Below are 20,662 nucleotides of genomic sequence, written 5' to 3' on the forward strand. Positions count from 1 at the left end.
CAATTCCAGTGGCCACGCGCTCAGGCGGCGGCGCTGCCCTTGTCGGCAAACCCAGCGAACCAACCCAGGCCTTCGACCGTTCCGGCCTTGGGCTTGTATTCGGCACCGACCCAGCCGGTGTAGCCGATGCGGTCGAGGTGCTCGTAGAGGAACGGGTAGTTGATCTCACCCGTGCCCGGCTCATGACGACCAGGGTTGTCCGCCAGTTGCACATGCGCGATGCGGTCGAGATTGGCCTCGATGGTGCGGGCGAGATCGCCCTCCATGATCTGCATGTGGTAGATGTCGTACTGCAGGAAGAGATTATCCGAGCCGACCCTGTCGATGATGCCGAGCGCCTGCTTGGTGTTGTTCAGGAAGAAGCCGGGGATGTCCCTGGTGTTGATCGGCTCAATCAGCAGGCGGATGCCCGCCGTCTTCAGCTTCTCTGCCGCGAAGGCGAGGTTTTCGACGAACACGTTCTCCAGCACGTCACGCGCATTGCCGGCGGGCGCAATGCCGGCCAGGCAGTTCACCTGCTCACAGCCGAGCGCATGCGCATAGGTGATCGCCTTGGCGACGCCCTGGCGGAACTCGTGGATACGGTCCGGCAGCACGGCGATGCCGCGCTCGCCTGCCGCCCAGTCACCGGGCGGCAGGTTGAACAGCGCCTGGGTCAGGCCATTCTTCTTGAGGCGCGCCGCAACGACGTCGGGCGCATGGTCGTAAGGCGCGATGTATTCGACGGCCTTGAAGCCGGCACGAGTTGCGGCATCGAAGCGGTCGAGAAAATCATGCTCGCCAAAGAGCATCGACAGGTTGGCTGAAAACTTGGGCATTGGTGTTTCCTCGAAAAATCAGTCGAGCAGCATGATTGCGGTCGGGGCGTCTTCGTTGCTCTCGGCAAGCTCCTCGAACTCGACGACATTGTCGATCTCGACGCCCATGGAGATGTTGGTGACGCGTTCGAGGATGAACTCGAGGACGACGGGCACCTGATGCTCCTTCATGAGCTGCTTGGCCTGCTTGAAGGCAGCGGCGAACTCCTTCGGCTTGCGGACGCGGACCGCCTTGCAGCCCATGGCCTCGGCAACCGCGACATGGTCGACACCATACCCCGCCTCCGGATCGTCCGCGCGGTTGATGTTTTCGAATGCCAGGCTGACCTCGAAGTCCATCTGGAAACCGCGCTGCGCCTGGCGGATGAGGCCGAGATAGGCGTTGTTCACGACGACATGGATGTAGGGCAGCTTGTGCTGGGCGCCGACGGCCAGTTCCTCGATCATGAACTGGAAGTCATAGTCGCCCGACAAGGCGACGATGTCGCGGTCCGGATCGGCGGCGCGAACACCAAGTGCTGCCGGCAGCGTCCAGCCGAGCGGCCCGGCCTGGCCGCAATTGATCCAGTTGCGTGGCTTGTAGACGTGCAGGAACTGCGCGCCGGCGATCTGCGACAGGCCGATGGTGGTGACGTAGGTGGTGTCGCGGCCGAACGACTTGTTCATCTCCTCATAAACGCGCTGCGGCTTGAGCGGCACCTGCTCGAAATGGGTCTTGCGCTTCATCGTCTTCTTGCGGGCCTGGCATTCCTTGGCCCAGCCGGACCAGTCGCGCAGCTTGCCCGCCGTCTTCCACTCGGTGGCGACGTCGAGAAGGATCTTCAGGGCAGCACCGGCATCCGAGGTCACGCCGAGATCAGGCGCAAAGACGCGGCCGATCTGGGTCGGCTCGATGTCGATATGGATGAACTTGCGGCCTTCGGTGTACTTGTCGACCGAACCGGTGTGGCGGTTGGCCCAGCGGTTACCGACGCCAAGAACGAAGTCCGAGGCCAGCATGGTCGCATTGCCGTAGCGGTGCGACGTCTGCAGGCCGCACATGCCGGCCATCAGTCGATGGTCATCGGGGATCGAGCCCCAGCCCATGAGGGTCGGGACGACAGGAACGCCGGTGATCTCGGCAAATTCGATGAGCAGGTCCGAGGCATCGGCATTGATGATGCCGCCGCCGGCGACGATCAGCGGCCTCTCCGCCTCGTTGAGCATCGACAGCGCCTTCTCGGCCTGGGCGCGCGTCATCGCCGGCTTGTGAACGGCGAGCGGCTCATAGGCGTCGATATCGAATTCGATCTCGGCGAGCTGGACGTCGACGGGCAGGTCGACCAGAACCGGGCCCGGACGACCCGAGCGCATCAGGTGGAACGCCTTCTGCAGCGTCATGGGAACCAGGTATGGCTCCATGACCGTGACCGCCCACTTGGTAACTGGAGCTGCAATCGCAGCGATGTCGACGGCCTGGAAGTCTTCCTTGTTCAGCCGGGCACGCGGCGCCTGGCCGGTGATGCAGAGGATCGGGATCGAGTCGGCGGATGCCGAATACAGACCGGTGATCATGTCGGTGCCGGCAGGTCCCGACGTGCCGATGCACAGGCCGATATTGCCGGCCTTGGCGCGGGTGTAGCCCTCGGCCATATGCGAGGCACCTTCGACGTGGCGGGCCAGCACGTGACGGACGGTGCCGCGCGCCTTCAGCGCCGAATAGAACGGGTTGATGGCCGCGCCCGGCACACCGAAGGCACAGGAGATGCCTTCCTTCTCAAGAACGAGGACCGCTGCATCGACAGCGCGCATCCTGGCCATGGTCTTACCTCCAACTGGAAACTGATGTTGGCTAATCGTGTCATCGGAGGCTGCATTTTGCAATTTTTTCAAAATATTTTTTCATTCACTCAAACGCACGCTTACCGTCTGATTTTATGTCACTTTTCATTTTTCGTTGCATCGCCTCGCTTTTTGGCTGAAAAAGTTTTTTAAAAGCAATTGGAGCGGCGACATGGCAGCGATGGAAAAACGGCAGCGCGGACGGCCTCGGGCATTCCAGCCGGCACCGGACGCCGGATCGGTGCAGTCGCTCGACCGGGCGCTGCGCATCCTCGCCATTGTCGCGCACAGCGACGGCCTGTCACTGAGCGAGATTTCGGCTGCTTCCGACCTTGCCGCGGCGACGGCCTATCGCATGCTGACCACATTGCAGAACCATGGCATGGTCGAGTTCGAAAGCGACGGCCAGCTCTGGTCGATCGGGGTCGAGACCTATCGCATGGGAGCGGCCTTCCTGCGCCGGCGCAAGCTCGTCGATCGCGCGCGGACTGTCATGCAAGAGTTGATGGAAAAGACCGGCGAGACCGCCAATCTCGGCGTCGCCGAGGACGATTGCGTGGTCTTCGTCAGCCAGGTCGAGACACATCAGGCGATCCGCGCCTTCTTCCGGCCGGGCACGCGCAGCCCGTTCCACGCCTCGGGCATCGGCAAGGCGGTGCTTGCCCATCTCGACCGCGAGCGGGTCAATGCCATCGTGCGCAAGGCCGGGCTTGATGCCTACACCGAACGGACGCTGTCCGAACCGGCGCTGCTTGCCCGCGACCTCGATCAGATCCGCACACGCGGCTGGTCGGTGGACGACGAAGAACGCTATCCCGGCATGCGCTGCATTGCCGCCGCCGTATTCAACGAATTCGGCGAACCCATTGGCGGCGTTTCCGTTTCCGGGCCAACGGTGCGCGTGACGTCGGAACGTCTGGGCGAAATCGGCCCGATCGTACGCGATGCGGCGGCGGAACTGACTAGGATGATCGGCGGCTCTCCCGACGGTACGGTGCCGGGCCTCTGAAACGGCATGTGGGAGAAGGGTTGCCCCCTCTCCCACATTGTATTTCGGCTTCGACTACAGGCGACAGTAGCGCAGGCGGCCGTCATAACCGACATAGGTGTCAGTGCGCGGATCATAGCTGCGGTAGCGCGCGAAGCAGCGCTGGACATGGCTGTCGTAGGGGTCGACCGGGTAATAGGCGTCGTAATAAGGTCCAGGCGCCGGGCGATGGCCGCCGGCAATGATCGCTCCAGCAATGAAACCGCCGGCGCCGGCAAGCGCTGCAGCTTCAGCCCTGGTCAGGCCGCCAGCAGACGACTGCTGGACGGTGCCGATGAGGCTGGTTGCGACGACGGTGGCTGCGATAAGTCCCGAAATCATCTTGCTCTTGAAAGACATAGTGCTCTCCTTCGGTTGATCTGGGAGGCGTTCATCCGCCTCATGCCAGTCAGTCGCGGCCAGCCTTCAAAAGGTTCACATCCCCTCAAATCTTTTTTGCCGGGATCGAAACACCGATGCGCGTGAGCCATCGCCTTCGCTTGACAGCCGCGCGACAACGGCTGAAGTCACAAACCTCAATCGCAATGACCACCGCTGGAACGATCATGAGCCTGCAATCCGTCAAAGCCTTCTTCGCCGAACACGCCCCCGACATCGAGGTCATCGAGACACCGACAAGCTCGGCGACGGTGGCGCTTGCAGCCGAGGCACATGGCGTCGAGCCCGCCCAGATCGCCAAGACCATCTGCATGCGCGTCGGCGAACGCGTGGTTCTGGTCGTCGCGCGCGGCGACGCCCGCATCGACAACCGCAAATGCCGCGACGCCTTTGGCGCCAAGCCACGCATGCTCGATGTCGAGCAGGTGGCGGAGCTCACCGGCCATCCCGTCGGCGGCGTCTGCCCGTTTGGCCTGGCCACGCCGCTCAAGGTCTATTGCGACGTCTCGCTGCGCGCCTATGACGAAGTCGTTCCGGCCGCAGGCGCCACAAACGCCGCGGTGCGAATCGGGGTCGAGCGGATGGCAACACTCGTCGACGCGGAATGGTGCGACATCTGCCAGGATGCCGTCGGCAAGGCGGACGCGGAAGCTGCTGAATAGGAAGGGTTTGGTGCCCCCGGCAGGAATCGAACCCGCGACCTTCGGTTTACAAAACCGCTGCTCTACCAGCTGAGCTACAAGGGCAATTCGCTCCGGTTAGCATATTTTGTGGCTCAGTAAAGACAATTTCGGGCGAGCATCGCAGCATCCCCAGATGCGCATGCGGCCCGCGCTCTAAAACTCAAGCCATATGCCTACTATATCCAGATCGCAGGCCGCATGAATGCCCGCGCTGGAGGTGATGGATGATCAGGTTCGTGATTATTGCCGTGATGGTGATCGTCGCGTGGCTGCTGTTGCTCAAGCTTTTCCGCCAGATGAAAGAGGCGCGGGTCGACTGGACCGGCATCGCCACGATCATCGGCTTCATCGTACTCGCCATCTACCTGCACTACGTCACCGGCATCGGTTGAACCCGGGCTCCTGCACAACGGCGTCAGGCAGCCGGCGACACCGGCCTTGCGAAAACCACGCGGTTGCGCCCCTGCTCCTTGGCCTCATAAAGGCAGCGGTCGGCGAGGCGCATGAGCTGCGATGTCGGCTGCCCGGCTGATACGACCGCACCGATGCTGACCGTCAGGAGATGCGGGCGGCCTTCCTCCGGAAAGAATATCAGCCGCTCGACCTCGCTGCGTATCCGCTCCGCGATCGCGGCTGCCTCGTCCTGGTTTGTGGTCGGCAGGAAGACGCAAAACTCCTCACCGCCAACACGCCCGACCAGATCGTGCTCACGGATCGCCGCACGCAATGCGTTCGAGATCAGCTTGAGCGCCTCGTCGCCGACAAGGTGGCCGAAGGTGTCATTGATGCTCTTGAAGTTGTCGGCATCGATCAAAAGCAACGCGCCGGAATCGCATTTTCGCCTGGCCTGCTTCGATTTCTCGAAGAACGCCTCGCGGTTCAGCAGCCCGGTCATCTGATCGTGCGTCGCTTTTGCCTTGAGCAGTGCGTGGGCTTCCGACAGTTGTGCAAGCGCGCGGCTGAGCTTTTCATTCTGCCAGAAGATCAGGAAGGCCGCGGGAAACGCCGTCATTACCGGCAGGATGGAGTTCATCGCGAAGACGAATGCGGTGAAAGACTGGCCGGCCGAATGACGGATCGAAAACGAAACGACCTGGGTCACGAGGATAACGGCGATGGTGACCAGGCTGGCCTTGAACGCGATCTTCCACACAACGACGCACCCTTGCTACTTCCGATCCGGCTCTCGCAACGATGCATAGTGTTTGAAGCTTAATGTTTCCAACCCGAGTTGTCTTGCAATCGTCGCGCATGATTATGCGCGAATGCTAATGCAACGCTGGCAAAGAAGCCCGAAACACTCGTTGAAGCGTACACTTGACCTCAACAACTTCGGCGTCCGAGTATGCGACCGAACAGAAAACAGGCTGCCTTGGAGTAGCAAATGCTAAAACACACCTTGCTGGCGTCGATCTTCACACTGGCTGGCATTTCCCTCGCCCAGGCGCAGAGCTGCGAGAAGAACTTCAAGGTCAGCGGCATTCCGCTGGTCACGGTGGTCTCCTACAAAAGCTCGCAGTCATTTCCCAAGGTCAAGCAGGCCGACGCCTTGAAGCGCCTAGCGCAGGCGGTCGCCGCCGAAGGTTTTTCCGGCATAACCGTCAACAAGGAACTCGGAGCCATCGACGCCGTCCAGGACGGGTCTGGCAGCGGCCGGGTCCAGACCCTGCGTGTCGTTGCCCGCAGCCAGGGCGGCGGCACACTGGTCAACGCCATCTTCAACGTCCAACCGGGTCAGGTGACGTCCAAGGAAGAGACGCGCAGCGGCCTGTGCGTGATCATCAAAGCAGCAGGCGGTTGAGCATGGGTTGGCGCAACAAGCGCTGACACTGCAACCATGCCTCTCCCTTTGCTTCGGCAAAGCCACATGCTACCCCGGTGCCGGCGGCCGGCATCGGCGTTCGGACCGCCGCCAGGGAGCACATGGACGCCAAGTCGCTGACATTTTCGTTCGCATCGTCAGGCACGGCGGAGGCGGATGCCGCCGCCAAGCGGCTTGCCCAGCGCTACGGCCAGATGCCTCATGAACAGGCCGACATCGTCGTGGCACTCGGCGGCGACGGTTTTCTGCTGCAGACGTTGCGCGAGACGATGAGCACCGGCAAGCGCGTCTACGGGATGAATCGTGGCACTGTCGGCTTCCTGATGAACGAGTATCGCGAAGGCGCCCTGCCCGAACGTCTTGCGGCAGCGGTTGCCGAAACCATCCGGCCGCTTGAAATGGTGACCGTCGACGACACCGGCACTTCAAGAGAAGCGCTGGCGATCAACGAGGTGTCGCTGCTGCGCCAATCCTACCAGGCTGCGCGCCTGCGCATTTCGGTCGACGGCAAGGTCAGGCTCGACGAACTGATCTGCGACGGCGTCATGGTGGCAACGCCCGCCGGATCCACTGCTTACAATTTGTCGGCCCACGGCCCGATCCTGCCGCTCGATGCGCCGCTTCTGGCCTTGACCCCGGTCAGCCCGTTCAGGCCACGCCGCTGGCGCGGCGCGCTATTGCCCAAGACGGCTGTGGTCCGCTTCGACATACTGGAAGAGCAGAAGCGTCCGGTGAACGCGGTCGCCGACCACACCGAGGTCAAGTCGGTGGTGTCGGTCGAGGTCCGGGAATCCGCAAGCCACACCGCAACCCTGCTGTTCGACCCCGGCCATTCCTGGAGCGAACGCATCCTGGCCGAGCAATTCAAGTACTGACCATTGGGCCACAGCTGGAAGTAATCAGCTGCAATCGCCGCGTGTGTGCCAGTTTGAGTTGACAAATCGCGCACTTACGCCTATCGCGTTGCGGCATATTGCAGGCGGTTTGCGCCTGTCGTGGCCAGCGTGCCGCGCCCTTGAACGAGCAAAGACAGCCAACAAACTTGTCCGAAGACACTCAGACCGCTCCAGAAGCGTTGACCTTCGCAGACCTCGGCCTTTCGCCGAAGGTCCTTTCCGCAGTCACCGACGCGGGCTACACCCAGCCCACGCCGATCCAGGCAGGTGCGATCCCGCACGCACTGCAGGGCAAGGACGTGCTTGGCATCGCCCAGACGGGTACCGGCAAGACGGCATCCTTCGTGCTGCCAATGCTGACGCGCCTTGAAAAGGGCCGTGCCCGGGCGCGCATGCCGCGCACGCTGATCCTCGAACCGACGCGCGAACTCGCCGCCCAGGTCGAAGAAAACTTCGTCAAGTACGGCAAGAACCACCGGCTCAACATCGCGCTTCTGATCGGTGGCGTGTCGTTCGACGAGCAGGAAAAGAAGCTCGAGCGCGGCGCAGATGTCCTGATCGCCACGCCCGGCCGCATGCTCGACCATTTCGAGCGCGGCAAGCTGTTGCTGACCGGTGTCGAGATCCTCGTCATCGACGAAGCCGACCGCATGCTCGACATGGGCTTCATTCCCGACATCGAGCGCATCTGCAAGCTGATCCCGTTCACGCGTCAGACGCTGTTCTTCTCGGCGACGATGCCGCCGGAGATCACCAAGCTGACCGAACAGTTCCTGCACGCGCCTATCCGCGTCGAGGTTTCCAAGGCTGCGTCGACCAGCACCAACATTACGCAGCGCCTCGTCAAATCAGGCCCCAAGCCGTGGGACAAGCGCGAAACGCTGCGCAAGCTGATCAATGCCGAAGGCGATGCGATCAAGAACGCCATCATCTTCTGCAACCGCAAGGTCGATGTTTCAGAGCTGTTCCGTTCGCTGGTCAAGCACGACTATGACGCTGGCGCATTGCACGGCGACATGGACCAGCGCGCGCGCATGGCGATGCTTGCCGGCTTCCGTGACGGCAAACTGAAGCTGCTGGTTGCCTCCGACGTTGCAGCGCGTGGTCTCGACATTCCCGAAGTCAGCCACGTCTTCAACTACGACGTGCCGATCCACGCCGAAGACTATGTCCACCGCATTGGCCGCACCGGCCGTGCCGGACGCCTTGGCAAGGCTTTCACCATCGTTACCAAGTCCGACACCAAGTATGTCGACGCTATCCAGCGGCTGACCGGCTTGGAGGTGGAATGGCACGACGGTGACCTGTCGACTGTCATTGCCAGCGAAGGCGACGACGAGGCTCCGCGCCGCGGCCGTGGCGCGCCACGTCGCGCCGGTGGCAAGGACAAGCCAGGCCGCGAGCGTGACCGTGATCGCAAGCCGCGTGAAGAAGCACCAGTTGCCCAGGCCGTCGCCGTCGTGGCAGCCGAGGTGCCTGTCGACAACGTCGTTGCCGACATCAACGAGCGCCGCGAACGCAAGGACACAATCCGGAACGGCAATGCCGATCGCAAGCAGCGCGAGCATGAAGACAGGCCGCGCCGCGACGATCATCGCGGCAACCGCCGCCACCAGCGCGAGGAAGACGACGACCGCACCGTCGGCTTCGGCGACGACATGCCAGCCTTCATGCTGATCGCAACCAACGTCTGAGTGCACCGCACCTCAACGAAAGATGGCCCCTCAAGGGGCCATTTTCTTTTGGTGCTTAGCCGAACCGGACTTACGGAAGAGCCGGCGCGGATTCATAGCCTACGCCTCACTCCCATAGAGTGGCGAACACACCGAGTGGCGAACACACCATATGAAAAACGGCCCACAAGGGGCCGTTTTGTTAGTGGGTCCGACTTGCTCGCCACTCAGGTGAGCGGCGACAGCTGGATTTCGACGCGGCGGTTCTGCGCACGGCCTTCCGAGGTCGCGTTGGACGCGATCGGACGGGTCGCACCGAAACCGGTGACGGCAAAGCGGCGCGAATCGACACCCTGGGCACCGAGATAGTTCGCGACCGACAGTGCACGGCGCTGCGACAGGTCGAAGTTGTGCTGGTCGCCGCCGGTCGAATCGGTGTGGCCGAACACATCAACGGTGGTCTGGTTGAACTTCTTGAGCACCAGCGCCACCGAGTTCAGGGTGTTGTAGAAGCCGGCCTTCACCGCGTCCTGATCCGTGGCGAAGGTGATGTTCGACGGCATGTTCAGGATGATCTGGTCGCCGGCGCGGGTGACGCTGACGCCACTGCCCTGAAGCTGGGCACGCAGCTCGGATTCCTGCCTGTCCATGTAGCCGCCTGCGAGGCCGCCGGCGAGCGCGCCAACACCGGCACCGATCAGCGCGTTGCGGCGGTCATTGCCACCGGCGAGCAGGCCGAGGCCAGCACCGGCGAGCGCGCCGATACCAGCGCCTGCGGCGGCGTTGGAAACCTTCTGCTGGCCGGTATAAGGATCGGTCGTGCAGGCGCCGACAAACATGCTGCCCGCCAGCGCGAAAATCACTGTCTTCTTCATAAGGATATGTCCCTCTCCGTACCGCGGAACGCAATGGCGCTCCGCGCAAAGCCCTTCACCGGCCTTGTAGCATGAAATACGGCGAAAAACGGAACGGAAGCAGTGGCAAACGGGCAAACTTAGGCCTGCCTGCACGACAAATTGGCCGGCTACCAGAGGTTCTTGCCGTCGATCACCACGACCTCGATCCTGTCGAGGTCGAAGTCGTCAAACAGGCGCGCATTGACGCTGACCTTGGGATTGCCGAAATCCGGCTCGCCGGTCGACCAGTCGGGCGTCTCGGTGAAGGTGCCGCAGCCGCAGATGGCGCAGAAGCCGTGCTTCACCACAGTCGAATCGCGCGCGTAGACCGAGACGTTTTCCGGCGGACTGGTGAGCTTGAACTGGGCAGGTGTGTAATAGGCCCAGAGCGCGCCGCGTTTGGAGCAGAAGGTACAGGTGCACCTGGTCACCGTCTCCGGCGCCTCGGCCACCTCGAACGTCGTTGCCTTGCAGTGGCAGCTGCCCTTGATCACCATCTTGGTATTCCTCGCATGTCATTTGGGTCGCCATTCTGCGACGGGCCACCATAGCGAGTAGCTGCTGACACGCTGGTGTCAGCAGGACAGCTGTCAGCATTGTCAGTAGGACTTCGGCGGCACGAACAGGCAGATGGTCTCGCTGTCATCAGCGCCGGCCACCGAACACCAGTGGTACTGGCCGTCGGGCGAATCGTGGATCCGCGCATCCTGGTAGGTCACCACTTCGCCGGTGCCCTCGATGACATAGCCTTGCGGCCGCTCGCTGATCGCCTTCTTCGGCACCTCGCGGCAGTCATAGCCGGAGCAGCAGGCAAAGGGATAAGTCCAGCCTTTCGGCGCATCGTGGGAAAAGGCAGGTGGCGTGCCGAGCGAGATCAGCGCTAGTGCGGACACTGCCAAGGTGTATCGGCGCAGGCGGAGGTTTTCTGGACGCATAGCGTCATCCCCTGAGATTACCTCCCAAGCGAATCCTGCTCCCGCACGCTTAACGAAATCTTACCCGAAACGTTCCGTCGACTGGCGGCCCGGTCATCACGCTTTAGCGATGACCGGGTGATGCCGTAAAGGCTAGTCGAGGTCGGCGACCGCCTGCCCTGCCCCGCCCTCGATGCGCTGCGACAGCGACGCTTCCATGAAGTCGTCGAGGTCGCCGTCGAGAACGTCGGACGGGCTGGTGCTTTCGACGCCGGTGCGCAGATCCTTGACCAGCTGGTAGGGCTGGAGCACGTAGGAGCGGATCTGGTGACCCCAGCCGATGTCGGTCTTGGCCGATTCCGTCGCGTTGGCGATGGCTTCGCGCTTCTTCAGCTCTTCCTCGTAGAGACGCGAGCGCAGCATTTCCCAAGCCTTGGCCTTGTTCTTGTGCTGCGAACGCTCGGCCTGGCAGGCAACCGCAATGCCGGTGGCGATGTGCGTGATACGCACCGCCGAGTCGGTGGTGTTGACGTGCTGGCCGCCAGCGCCCGAGGAGCGGTAGGTGTCGATGCGCACATCCGATTCCGAGACGTCGATCTCGATCGAATCGTCGACCACCGGATAGACCCAGATGCTCGAGAACGAGGTGTGGCGGCGCGCGTTGCTGTCGTAAGGCGAAATGCGGACCAGGCGATGGACGCCCGATTCCGTCTTCAGCCAGCCATAGGCATTGTGGCCCTTGATCAGCAGCGTGGCAGACTTGATGCCGGCTTCTTCGCCGTCATGGACTTCCAGCACCTCGACCTTGAAGCGGCGACGCTCGGCCCAGCGGGTGTACATGCGCAAAAGCATGTTGGCCCAGTCCTGGCTCTCGGTGCCGCCAGCACCGGCGTGGACTTCGAGATAGGTGTCGTTCTGGTCGGCTTCGCCCGACAGCAGCGACTCGATCTGGCGCGCCCGGATCTCGCCGGCCAGCGAACGAATGGCGGTCTCGGCCTCGCTGATGATGTCAGCGTCGCCTTCTTCCTCGCCCATTTCGATCAGGCCGATATTGTCGTCCAGCGCCTGGCTCAGGCCCTTGATGGCCTTGATGCTGTCATCGAGCGACTGGCGCTCGCGCATCAGCTTCTGGGCTTCCTGCGGGTCGTTCCAGAGGTTGCCGTCCTCTGCCCGCATATTCAGGTAATCAAGCCGCTTTATCGCCTGATCCCAGTCAAAGATGCCTCCTCAGCAGGCTTATGGCCTGCCTGATTTCGTCGACGATGTTCTGCGTTTCCGCGCGCATGGAGATTGCTTCTTTTTGCTTGTTTCGCGCCCGAAGGCGGCTGTTGAATCCGCGCGGAACATAGGGATGAGGTCGCCCCCTGTAAAGCAAAATGGGCAGGCGCCGTCAGCCCTGCCCATTCGTCTTGCGACAGTGTCGATTGCCTAGCCGGCATAGGCGGCTTCAAGCCTGGCGACATCGATCTTGGTCATCTGCAGCATCGCCTGCATGACCCGGCCCGCCTTGGCGCCATCGTCATCGCCGAGCAGTCGCGGCAATGCCTCGGGAATGACCTGCCACGAAAGCCCGAACTTGTCCTTCAGCCAACCGCATTGACCTGGCTGGCCGCCGTCGGACAGCTTGTTCCAGAAGTGGTCGACCTCTGCCTGGTCCTTGCAGTCGATGCTCATCGAAATCGCTTCAGTGAACTTGAACATCGGGCCGCCGTTCAGCGCGGTGAAATGCAGCCCCTCAAGCTCAAACTCGGCAACCATGACGCTGCCGGCAGGCCCCGGCCCCGCCTCGCCATAACGCGTCACCTTGCCGATCTTGGAGTTCTTGAACACCGACATGTAAAACGTCACCGCCTCTTCGGCCTGGTAGTCGAACCACAGGAACGGGCTGATCTTCTGCATCATTTTCTCCTCGCTGACATTTCAAGCGTCGCGCCATCACCGGCCGGCCTGGCATGCACCCACCATGTCGTGACGCGTACGCGTTCTCAATAACCATAAGGCTATATAACTATTTGGGTATTTTCAAGTGAACAACGCGCGCGCAAACAAAAATGCGCGCGGCCAAGCCACGCGCATTTGTCAGTCCCGTCGAAGTTCCGGCGGATGCCGGCGAATGGCAATCCTAGTAGAGGCCGCCGCCGCCTTCGCTGATGGCCTTGCTGGCCTGTGGCGACAGCGCTTCGCCGTAGCCATTGGTGCCGTCTTCACCCATGCCGATGACCCAATAGCTGTCGGCGGGTCCGGTGCCCGGCTTGAAGGCTTCCATGATGGTGCCTGGCGCGCCTTCGCCTGCCTGCATGCCGGTCTTGCGATCGATGGAGATCAGCTTCATGCCGGCTGGCACGACGAAGTCGCTCTTGGGCGTGCCTTCGAGTGCTGTCGTCATGAAATCCTTGAACACCGGCGCAGCGAGACCGCCACCCGTCGTACCCTTGCCGAGCCCCTGCGGTTTGTCGTAGCCCATGTACAGGCCGACAACGAGGTTCGGCGTATAGCCGACGAACCAGGCATCCTTCTCGTCGTTGGTCGTTCCGGTCTTGCCGGCGATGGGACGATTGAGCGACAGCAGCGTCGTTGCCGTACCGCGCAGCACGACGCCTTCCAGCATCGAGGTGATCTGGTAGGCGGTCATCGGGTCGAGCACCTGCTCGGAATTGTCGACCAGTTCCGGCTCGGGCTGATTGGCCCATTCGGTGGCGACGCAGCCTTCGCAGCCGCGCTCGTCATGCTTGAACACCGTCTTGCCGTAGCGGTCCTGGATACGGTCGATCAGCGACGGCTTGATCTGGCGGCCGCCATTGGCCATCACGGCATAGGCCGAGACCATGCGCATGACGGTGGTTTCGCCCGCGCCCAGCGCCATCGGCAGGTACGGCGCCAGCTTATCGTAGACACCGAACCGTTCGGCATATTCGGCAACCGTCTTCATGCCCATGTCGTTGGCGAGGCGCACCGTCATCAGGTTGCGCGAACGCTCGATGCCGGCGCGCAAGGTCGAGGGACCAGCGGCCTTGCCGTCATAGTTCTTCGGTGTCCAGGTGGTGTTGCCCGACTGAATGGTGATCGGGCCGTCCATGATCACCGATGCCGGCGTGTAGCCATTGTCGAGCGCCGCCGCGTAGACGAACGGCTTGAAGGCCGAGCCTGGCTGGCGCATCGCCTGGGTCGCGCGGTTGAACTCCGACTGCGAGTAGGAGAAGCCGCCGACCATGGCAAGCACGCGGCCGGTGTGCGGATCCATGGCGACGAGGCCGCCCGACACTTCAGGCACCTGGCGTAGCGCATAGCTGTCGCCTTCGTTCTTCTCGACATAGATCACGTCGCCGGTCTTCAGCACTTCGGACGGCGAATTGGCCTTCACGCGCTTGCCATCGGCGACGTAGCGCATGGCAAAGCTCATGTCGTCCTTCGACACGGTGCTCGTCTCGCGGTCCTTGGACAGCGCGCCTGATATCTCGCGCTTGGGCTGCAGGCCGATATCGAGACCGGTCTTCGTGGCGTCGAGCACCACGGCCAGACGCCACTCAGGAATGTCGTCCAGCGCCTTGACCTCGCCGAGTGCGGTGCCCCAGTCGCCCGAGATGTCGATGTTCTTGACCGGGCCGCGATAGCCGCGCAGGCGGTCGTACTTCTCAAGGCCGGACTGCATGGCCTTGCGCGCCATCGCCTGCAGCTTCGGATCGAGCGTCGTGCGTACCGACAGGCCGCCCTCGTAAAGCGCGTCCTGGCCGTAACGTGCGATCAACTCGCGGCGCACTTCCTCGGTGAAGTACTCGCCGGCGAAGACATAGGTGCCGGTCCGGCGCGGCGTCACGCCGAGCGGCGAGGCCTTGGCCTTGTCGCCTTCTTCGCGCGACACGTAGCCATTGGTGACCATCTGGTCGACCACCCAGTTGCGGCGCTCGATGGCACGGTCGGCATATTTGAACGGATGATAATTCGACGGGCCTTTCGGCAGCGCGGCGAGATAGGCGGCTTCAGCGACGGTCAGTTCGTTGACCGACTTGTCGAAATAGGTCAGCGCGGCACCGGCAATGCCGTAGGCGCCGAGGCCGAAGAAGATCTCGTTGACGTAGAGCTCGAGGATACGGTCCTTCGAGTAAGCCTGCTCGATGCGGAAGGCCAGAACCATTTCCTTGATCTTGCGCTCATAGGTCTGGTCCGAGCTCAGAAGGAAGTTCTTGGCGACCTGCTGGGTGATGGTCGACGCGCCGACCTGGCGGCGGCCGGAACCGAAATTCTGGAAGTTGGTCAGCACGGCGCGGCCGAGGCCGGTCACGTCGATGCCGGGGTGATTGTAGAAATTCTTGTCTTCAGCGGACAGGAAGGCTGCCTTGACGCGATCGGGCACGGCCTGGATCGGCAGATACAGCCGGCGCTCGCGCGCGAACTCGCCCATCAGCGCGCCGTCGGAGGCGTGGACACGCGTCGTCACCGGCGGCTCGTATTTGGCGAGCACCTCGTAATCGGGGAGTTCCTTGGTCAGCTGGCCGAGATAGAGCGCAACGCCAGCCGCGACGACGAGCGCAAGCGTCGTGCCGATGCCGAAGAAATAGCCGATAAGACGAATCATGCCCGCTCCAGTACAAGGTCCGGGGATTCCCTAAACCAACCCGCCATCATCGCAAGCTGCAGGTATTGTCCCGATCCGCTATCGGCCACCCATGTCGCGCGGTTGTGGACAAAATACGGCAACAGCCCGCACGCGCCAAAGATTCTGGCCGAAAACACTAGAAATGCCCGTTCCACCGCTTGTCGGCAATGCCAGCCAAAGAAACGCAGTCAGCCGCCGGTGGCGCCCCTTTCGGCGACAAAGGCTGCCACGGCCTTCGAAATGCTCGTCGCGGCCTTCTCCCGCCAATCAGCACTGCGCAGCTGCTCTTCGTCCTCGGGGTTGGAGAGATAACCGAGCTCAACGAGGACCGACGGCACATCGGGCGCCTTGAGCACCCGGAAACCAGCCGAACGATGCGGATTGTTGATCATGCCGACTGTCGGCGACAGCTCGCCGACCAGCGAGCGCGCAAAACGCGTCGAAAAGCCGTGCGTCTCGCGCCGGATCAGATCGACGAGAATGTCGGAGACCGCGTGGTCTTCTTCAGCAACATCGACGCCGGCCAGCTGGTCGGACAGGTTTTCGCGATCGGCCAGCGCCTGTGCGTCAGCATCCGATGCTTTGTCCGACACGGTATAAACGGTCGCGCCGCGGATACCCTTGAGCCTGATCGTATCGGCATGGATCGAAATGAACAGGTCGGCTTCCTGCTGGCGGGCTATGCGGACGCGGTCGTCGAGGCGGAGAAACTCGTCGCCCTCGCGGGTCAGAACGACCTTGTAGGCGCTGTTAGAAGCAAGCTTGGCCTGCAGCTCCTTGGCGAAGGCGAGCGTGACCGTCTTTTCGACCGTTCCGTTCAGGCCTTCGGCACCACCGTCGATGCCGCCATGGCCTGGATCGAGCACGATGGTGAACGGGCGGTCGCCGCGATGCGCGATCTTGCCGAGCCTGTCCGTCTTAGGTGTCGTCGAGCCAGTCGTCTCGGCCTGGATGGCGAGCGCCGCGTCGAACTCACGCTCGGAGGCGGCGGCGATGTCGGCGACCAGGCGATAACCGGAGCCGTCTTCATTCTTGAGGATGTCGACCTTCTCTACGTTAAACGGTCCCTTCGAGGTCACGATCAGCCGCGAAGCGCCCTCGCCCGACGGGCCATAACGTACGCTCTTGATCAGGCCGCGCGGCTTGAGGTCCTTGGCGTCGATCGCAAGAGTGGCATCGGGAAGATCGACGACAAGGCGATGCGGGCTGCGCAGCAGGAACCACTTCGGTTCCGGCTCCTTGTCGAAATTCATGACGATGCGCATATGAGTCGCGTCGCCTGCCATCTTGTAGTCGAGCGTCTTGATCGTCTCTGCGGCACAAACCGGCTGGCAATCGATACCGGCAAAGACAGTGAGGAACGCCAAAAGCGCGAACATCGCGCGGCGTACCGCGCCGCCGGGCTGGATGCTCCCAAACGGGAAGCTCTTGCCAGTCAATGCCGCAGGCCACATCTCAGTCTTGCCGCTCCAAAAAGCAGGTGTGCAGTCATTGCACACCGCCACCAATCGCAGGCCGAATACGCAGCCCCTCGATTAACGAGTGGTAACCAGAGAAGGTTAACCGAGTCTTTGTCGGAATGCTCCCCCCGACGTTGTCGCTCCCGCCTTTGCCGGCGTCGGAAATCGGGGTTGCGCTCAGTCTCGCCAAATCATAAAAGCGACATTGGATCACTGCAATCCAGGGCCCGCGCCCCCAGCGCCTTCCGCTAGGGAACCACGCGACGAGCGATGGCCCGGCTCACAACAGAGACAGTTTCAGTGATCGCGACGAGATTCGCAGGCGCGGCCCGTGGCGGGGTAGCGACTGCGTGAGAAAAACGGCCGGACACTATTCCGCGCCGGCTCTGTAAGAGCAAAGTAGCTGGTCCGGATTCCCGGGCTTAGATTTGAAACAAGGTTCCGCAAGGTCACGCATTGGCCACAGACGCAATCATGGACAGGTCCGCAGGTAACCGCGCCATCACGGCAGCGGGCGGCACCGCCATGGCGTTTTGGCTGCGACCGGCGGGCGCAAAATCATCCGGCACCCTCACATCAGCAAACCCACGGCGGCGGACGAGTTCCCGCAGGCCGCAGCTGACGGCTGCCGGGAGGACAAATAATGCCCAACAAGATGCTGATAGACGCCTCCCACCCGGAGGAAACACGGGTTGTCGTAGTTCGCGGTAACCGTATTGAAGAATTTGATTTCGAATCACAGGACAAGAAGCAGCTCAAAGGAAACATCTACCTCGCCCGCGTAACGCGGGTTGAGCCGTCTCTCCAGGCTGCCTTTGTCGAGTATGGCGGGAACCGTCACGGCTTCCTCGCCTTCAGCGAAATCCATCCCGACTATTACCAGATCCCGGTTGCCGATCGGCAGGCGCTGCTGCGCGCCGAGGCGGAAGAAGCCGAGGACGAGGAAGACGAAGACAACGAAGGCGACGAGAGCAAGAGCCAGGATCGCAACCGTGGACGCCGCAGGCGGCGCGGCGGCAAGAACCGCGGCCGCAACGACGAGAACAAGCCCGAGGGCTCGGGCGACGACGACAGCTCGTCCTCCGAGGACGATGGCGAATCGATCGCGGCAAGCGACGCTTCCGATGCCAACGGCGACGAGTCGGCTGTCGAAGTGCATGCCCATGAGGGCAATGGCGGTTCCGACGAGCGTGAGCCGACATCGATCGCCGCATCGGTCGATGCCGACGTCGTGTCCGAACGGGCGCCCGCGCCGACCGTCACCGAAAACGAAAACGGCGGTGTGATCGAGGAAGTGCACTCGGCCCACCACGACGACCACGAGATCGAGTCTGTCGGCGCCGAAGACGCGCTCGAAGAGGTGCGCAACCGCCGCAAGCCGGTTCGCCGCCACTACAAGATCCAGGAAGTCATCAAGCGCCGCCAGATCCTGCTGGTCCAGGTGGTGAAGGAAGAGCGCGGCAACAAGGGCGCTGCTCTGACGACCTATCTGTCGCTCGCCGGCCGTTATTCGGTGCTGATGCCCAATACGGCGCGCGGCGGCGGCATTTCGCGCAAGATCACCAACGCCCAGGACCGCAAGCGTCTCAAGGAAGTTGTTGCCGATCTCGAGGTGCCGAAGGGCATGGGCGTCATACTGCGCACCGCAGGTGAAAGCCGCACCAAGGCCGAGATCAAGCGCGACTACGAATATCTGATGCGCCTGTGGGAGAACGTCCGCAGCCTGACGCTACAGTCGACGGCCCCAGCACTGGTCTATGAGGAAGGCAGCCTGATCAAGCGATCGGTGCGTGACCTCTACAACAAGGACATCGACGAGGTTCTCGTCGCCGGCGAGGACGGCTACCGCGAGGCCAAGGACTTCATGCGCATGCTGATGCCCAGCCATGCCAAGGTCGTCCAGCCCTATCGCGACATCACGCCGATCTTCGTGCGCAGCGGCATCGAATCGCAGCTCGAGCGTATGGTTCAGCCGCAGGTGACGCTGAAGTCCGGTGGCTACATCATCATCAACCAGACCGAAGCGCTGGTTGCCATCGACGTCAACTCCGGGCGCTCCACCAAGGAGCACTCGATCGAGGAGACGGCTCTCCACACCAACCTTGAAGCCGCCGAGGAAGTCGCTCGCCAGCTCAGGCTGCGCGACCTTGCCGGCCTGATCGTCATCGACTTCATCGACATGGAGGAGAACCGCAACAACCGTGCGGTCGAAAAGAAGCTCAAGGATTGCCTGAAGAACGATCGCGCCCGCATCCAGGTCGGCCGCATCTCGCATTTCGGCCTGATGGAGATGTCGCGCCAGCGCATCCGTGCCAGCGTGCTCGAATCGACGATGAAGCCCTGCCCGCATTGCGGTGGCACCGGCCATGTCCGTTCGGACTCCTCGGTGGCGCTGCAGGTCGTGCGTGCCATCGAAGAGTTCCTGCTCAAGGACTCGCGCAGCCACATCACCGTCAAGACGCCGGTGGCGACCGCGCTCTACGTGCTCAACCACAAGCGCTCGACGCTGGTCGATCTCGAAAACCGCTTCGGGGTGACGATCACGCTCGAAGCAGACGACAGCGTCGGTTCGCAGAACCACGCCATCTTCCGCGGCGCCATCGCCGAGAAGCCGGCGAACTTCGCCCTGCCCGTCGCAGCCCCGGTCTATGAAGAGCCCGAGGAAATCGAAGACGAGATCGTCGAAGAGGAAGAAGAGACCGTCGTTGTCGAGGCACAGCCAGCGCGCGCGCCGCAGCCTGCAGCAGCAGCCGAAGGCGGCGAGCAGCATGACCGCAAGCGCCGCAAGCGCCGGCGTCGCCGTGGCGGTCGTGATCGCGACCGCGAGCATGGCGCGCCGCCGGAAGGTGCCGTCGCCGCTGGCGAAGCCAACGAAGCCGAGGATGGCGAAGAGGACGTCGCCGTTGAGGCCGTAGTTACCGAGGAAGCTGGTGAGATCGCCGCTGTCGACGCGACCGCGGCCGAAGATGCCGCTGCCAAGAAGCGGCGTCGCGGCAAGCGTGGCGGCAAGCGCAACCGCAAGGAAGACGAAGAGCAGTCGGCGGAAGGCAGCGAACAGATCGCACCCGACGAAAACGCCGCCGCCGATACTGCTGCAAGCGAAGTCGTGACCGCAGAAGTGGTGACGGTCGAAGTTGCCGCTGACGAGCCGGAAGCTGTCGTCGAAGCCAAGCCGAAGAAGGCGCCGCGCCGCTCGGCCAAGGCCAAGAAGGCAGAGGCCGAAGCTGAAGTGGCTGCAGAGGCTCCCACTGCCGAGGTTGTTGCCGAAGCTGCTGCACCTGAAGCCGAAGCGAAGCCCGAGAAGAAGGCGGCAAAGCCGCGTGCGCCACGCCGCAAGGCTGCCGCCGCTCCGGCCGAGGATGACGTCGTCTCCGAAGCCCCTGCCGCAGCGCCGGTCGCGCCTGCGACGCCGGTTGTGACCTCGGTCGTCGAGACCGAAGAAGCCGCATCTGGCGAAGCCAAGCCTAAAAAAGGCGGTTGGTGGCAGCGTAAGGGCTTTTTCTAATCTTCCATTTTTCTGATGTAAAAGACCCCGATCAGCATTCGCCGGTCGGGGTCTTCAATTTGTGAGATTATTTTGCTTGCCGTCCGAACCCATTTGCACCGATATACGGCTCAGCAAATGGTTAGACTCATAGTTTGCTTTTAATACTGCCCGG

Annotated in this window: 18 protein-coding genes and 1 tRNA gene; 7 read left to right on the forward strand and 12 right to left on the reverse strand. The window is 62.5% G+C overall.

From position 1 onward, the window contains the following. Positions 1 to 20: 20 nt before the first annotated feature. A complete protein-coding gene (gene otnI / locus ACSQ3E_RS12610; protein ID WP_436122923.1) occupies positions 21 to 818 on the reverse strand; it encodes a 2-oxo-tetronate isomerase in 798 nt (265 codons plus the stop codon). 18 nt (positions 819 to 836) lie between these two features. Continuing rightward, a complete protein-coding gene (gcl, locus tag ACSQ3E_RS12615) occupies positions 837 to 2,618 on the reverse strand; it encodes a glyoxylate carboligase (protein WP_436122924.1) in 1,782 nt (593 codons plus the stop codon). A 193-nt stretch (positions 2,619 to 2,811) separates the two neighbouring features. Here gcl and bhcR point away from each other — a divergent pair, with 193 nt between their 5' ends. Further along, a complete protein-coding gene (gene bhcR, locus ACSQ3E_RS12620) occupies positions 2,812 to 3,648 on the forward strand; it encodes an HTH-type transcriptional regulator BhcR (protein WP_436122925.1) in 837 nt (278 codons plus the stop codon). Between the two features lie 54 nt (positions 3,649 to 3,702). On the opposite strand, the gene ACSQ3E_RS12625 is transcribed toward bhcR, so the two are convergent. After that, positions 3,703 to 4,026 (reverse strand): BA14K family protein, encoded by a 324-nt coding sequence (locus tag ACSQ3E_RS12625; protein WP_436122926.1) that lies wholly within the window; start codon positions 4,024 to 4,026, stop codon positions 3,703 to 3,705. 206 nt (positions 4,027 to 4,232) lie between these two features. Between ACSQ3E_RS12625 and ACSQ3E_RS12630 the strand changes: the two genes are divergently transcribed. Continuing rightward, entirely contained in the window at positions 4,233 to 4,727 is a 495-nt protein-coding gene (locus ACSQ3E_RS12630; protein ID WP_436122927.1) for a YbaK/EbsC family protein, read from the forward strand. A gap of 8 nt (positions 4,728 to 4,735) precedes the next feature. On the opposite strand, the gene ACSQ3E_RS12635 is transcribed toward ACSQ3E_RS12630, so the two are convergent. Then, positions 4,736 to 4,811, reverse strand: a tRNA-Thr gene (locus ACSQ3E_RS12635). A gap of 161 nt (positions 4,812 to 4,972) precedes the next feature. Between ACSQ3E_RS12635 and ACSQ3E_RS12640 the strand changes: the two genes are divergently transcribed. Then, on the forward strand, positions 4,973 to 5,140 hold the full coding sequence (locus tag ACSQ3E_RS12640; protein WP_436122928.1) for a hypothetical protein: 168 nt from the start codon (positions 4,973 to 4,975) through the stop codon (positions 5,138 to 5,140). Positions 5,141 to 5,163: 23 nt separating this feature from the next. Here ACSQ3E_RS12640 and ACSQ3E_RS12645 read toward each other — a convergent pair whose 3' ends face one another. Continuing rightward, the gene (locus ACSQ3E_RS12645; RefSeq protein WP_436122929.1) at positions 5,164 to 5,901 is read right to left on the reverse strand and encodes a GGDEF domain-containing protein; all 738 of its coding nucleotides are present in this window, start codon (positions 5,899 to 5,901) and stop codon (positions 5,164 to 5,166) included. A gap of 231 nt (positions 5,902 to 6,132) precedes the next feature. Between ACSQ3E_RS12645 and ACSQ3E_RS12650 the strand changes: the two genes are divergently transcribed. From ACSQ3E_RS12650 to ACSQ3E_RS12660, 3 genes are all read left to right on the forward strand, one after another. Beyond that, entirely contained in the window at positions 6,133 to 6,549 is a 417-nt protein-coding gene (locus ACSQ3E_RS12650; protein ID WP_310328476.1) for a hypothetical protein, read from the forward strand. Positions 6,550 to 6,671: 122 nt separating this feature from the next. Then, entirely contained in the window at positions 6,672 to 7,445 is a 774-nt protein-coding gene (locus ACSQ3E_RS12655) for an NAD kinase (RefSeq protein ID WP_310328474.1), read from the forward strand. Positions 7,446 to 7,612: 167 nt separating this feature from the next. Beyond that, entirely contained in the window at positions 7,613 to 9,160 is a 1,548-nt protein-coding gene (locus ACSQ3E_RS12660) for a DEAD/DEAH box helicase (RefSeq protein ID WP_436122930.1), read from the forward strand. Positions 9,161 to 9,366: 206 nt separating this feature from the next. On the opposite strand, the gene ACSQ3E_RS12665 is transcribed toward ACSQ3E_RS12660, so the two are convergent. From ACSQ3E_RS12665 to ACSQ3E_RS12695, 7 genes are all read right to left on the reverse strand, one after another. After that, complete coding sequence (locus ACSQ3E_RS12665; protein ID WP_310328470.1) at positions 9,367 to 10,014, reverse strand: OmpA family protein; 648 nt, start codon at positions 10,012 to 10,014, stop codon at positions 9,367 to 9,369. A gap of 149 nt (positions 10,015 to 10,163) precedes the next feature. Next, a complete protein-coding gene (locus ACSQ3E_RS12670; RefSeq protein ID WP_310328467.1) occupies positions 10,164 to 10,532 on the reverse strand; it encodes a GFA family protein in 369 nt (122 codons plus the stop codon). A gap of 102 nt (positions 10,533 to 10,634) precedes the next feature. Beyond that, the gene (locus ACSQ3E_RS12675; protein WP_436122931.1) at positions 10,635 to 10,970 is read right to left on the reverse strand and encodes a hypothetical protein; all 336 of its coding nucleotides are present in this window, start codon (positions 10,968 to 10,970) and stop codon (positions 10,635 to 10,637) included. A gap of 132 nt (positions 10,971 to 11,102) precedes the next feature. Continuing rightward, positions 11,103 to 12,234, reverse strand: a protein-coding gene (gene prfB / locus ACSQ3E_RS12680) for a peptide chain release factor 2 (protein ID WP_184774295.1) whose coding sequence is annotated in 2 segments (ribosomal slippage) — positions 11,103 to 12,167 and positions 12,169 to 12,234 — 1,131 coding nt in all. Because the reading frame shifts where the segments join, the coding sequence is not laid out codon by codon here. Positions 12,235 to 12,377: 143 nt separating this feature from the next. Continuing rightward, positions 12,378 to 12,848 (reverse strand): VOC family protein, encoded by a 471-nt coding sequence (locus ACSQ3E_RS12685; RefSeq protein WP_436122932.1) that lies wholly within the window; start codon positions 12,846 to 12,848, stop codon positions 12,378 to 12,380. A gap of 223 nt (positions 12,849 to 13,071) precedes the next feature. Beyond that, the gene (locus tag ACSQ3E_RS12690; protein ID WP_310328459.1) at positions 13,072 to 15,522 is read right to left on the reverse strand and encodes a penicillin-binding protein 1A; all 2,451 of its coding nucleotides are present in this window, start codon (positions 15,520 to 15,522) and stop codon (positions 13,072 to 13,074) included. Between the two features lie 209 nt (positions 15,523 to 15,731). Then, positions 15,732 to 16,997 carry an N-acetylmuramoyl-L-alanine amidase gene (locus ACSQ3E_RS12695; RefSeq protein WP_436122933.1) on the reverse strand — a complete coding sequence of 422 codons (1,266 nt, stop codon included), beginning with the start codon at positions 16,995 to 16,997 and terminating at the stop codon, positions 15,732 to 15,734. Between the two features lie 649 nt (positions 16,998 to 17,646). Here ACSQ3E_RS12695 and ACSQ3E_RS12700 point away from each other — a divergent pair. Beyond that, a complete protein-coding gene (locus ACSQ3E_RS12700; RefSeq protein WP_436122934.1) occupies positions 17,647 to 20,508 on the forward strand; it encodes an Rne/Rng family ribonuclease in 2,862 nt (953 codons plus the stop codon). Positions 20,509 to 20,662: the final 154 nt, after the last annotated feature.

The organism is Aminobacter sp. LjRoot7 (assembly GCF_964252895.1).
GTDB classification, from domain to species: Bacteria; Pseudomonadota; Alphaproteobacteria; order Rhizobiales; family Rhizobiaceae; genus Aminobacter; species Aminobacter aminovorans_B.

Coding starts and splice junctions, on each gene's coding strand:
- otnI (WP_436122923.1), bottom strand. CDS start 818: ATGCCCAAGTTTTCAGCCAACCTGTCGATGCTCTTTGGCGAGCATGAT.
- gcl (WP_436122924.1), bottom strand. CDS start 2,618: ATGGCCAGGATGCGCGCTGTCGATGCAGCGGTCCTCGTTCTTGAGAAG.
- bhcR (WP_436122925.1), top strand. CDS start 2,812: ATGGCAGCGATGGAAAAACGGCAGCGCGGACGGCCTCGGGCATTCCAG.
- ACSQ3E_RS12625 (WP_436122926.1), bottom strand. CDS start 4,026: ATGTCTTTCAAGAGCAAGATGATTTCGGGACTTATCGCAGCCACCGTC.
- ACSQ3E_RS12630 (WP_436122927.1), top strand. CDS start 4,233: ATGAGCCTGCAATCCGTCAAAGCCTTCTTCGCCGAACACGCCCCCGAC.
- ACSQ3E_RS12640 (WP_436122928.1), top strand. CDS start 4,973: ATGATCAGGTTCGTGATTATTGCCGTGATGGTGATCGTCGCGTGGCTG.
- ACSQ3E_RS12650 (WP_310328476.1), top strand. CDS start 6,133: ATGCTAAAACACACCTTGCTGGCGTCGATCTTCACACTGGCTGGCATT.
- ACSQ3E_RS12655 (WP_310328474.1), top strand. CDS start 6,672: ATGGACGCCAAGTCGCTGACATTTTCGTTCGCATCGTCAGGCACGGCG.
- ACSQ3E_RS12665 (WP_310328470.1), bottom strand. CDS start 10,014: ATGAAGAAGACAGTGATTTTCGCGCTGGCGGGCAGCATGTTTGTCGGC.
- ACSQ3E_RS12670 (WP_310328467.1), bottom strand. CDS start 10,532: ATGGTGATCAAGGGCAGCTGCCACTGCAAGGCAACGACGTTCGAGGTG.
- ACSQ3E_RS12675 (WP_436122931.1), bottom strand. CDS start 10,970: ATGCGTCCAGAAAACCTCCGCCTGCGCCGATACACCTTGGCAGTGTCC.
- ACSQ3E_RS12685 (WP_436122932.1), bottom strand. CDS start 12,848: ATGCAGAAGATCAGCCCGTTCCTGTGGTTCGACTACCAGGCCGAAGAG.
- ACSQ3E_RS12690 (WP_310328459.1), bottom strand. CDS start 15,522: ATGATTCGTCTTATCGGCTATTTCTTCGGCATCGGCACGACGCTTGCG.
- ACSQ3E_RS12695 (WP_436122933.1), bottom strand. CDS start 16,997: ATGTGGCCTGCGGCATTGACTGGCAAGAGCTTCCCGTTTGGGAGCATC.
- ACSQ3E_RS12700 (WP_436122934.1), top strand. CDS start 17,647: ATGCCCAACAAGATGCTGATAGACGCCTCCCACCCGGAGGAAACACGG.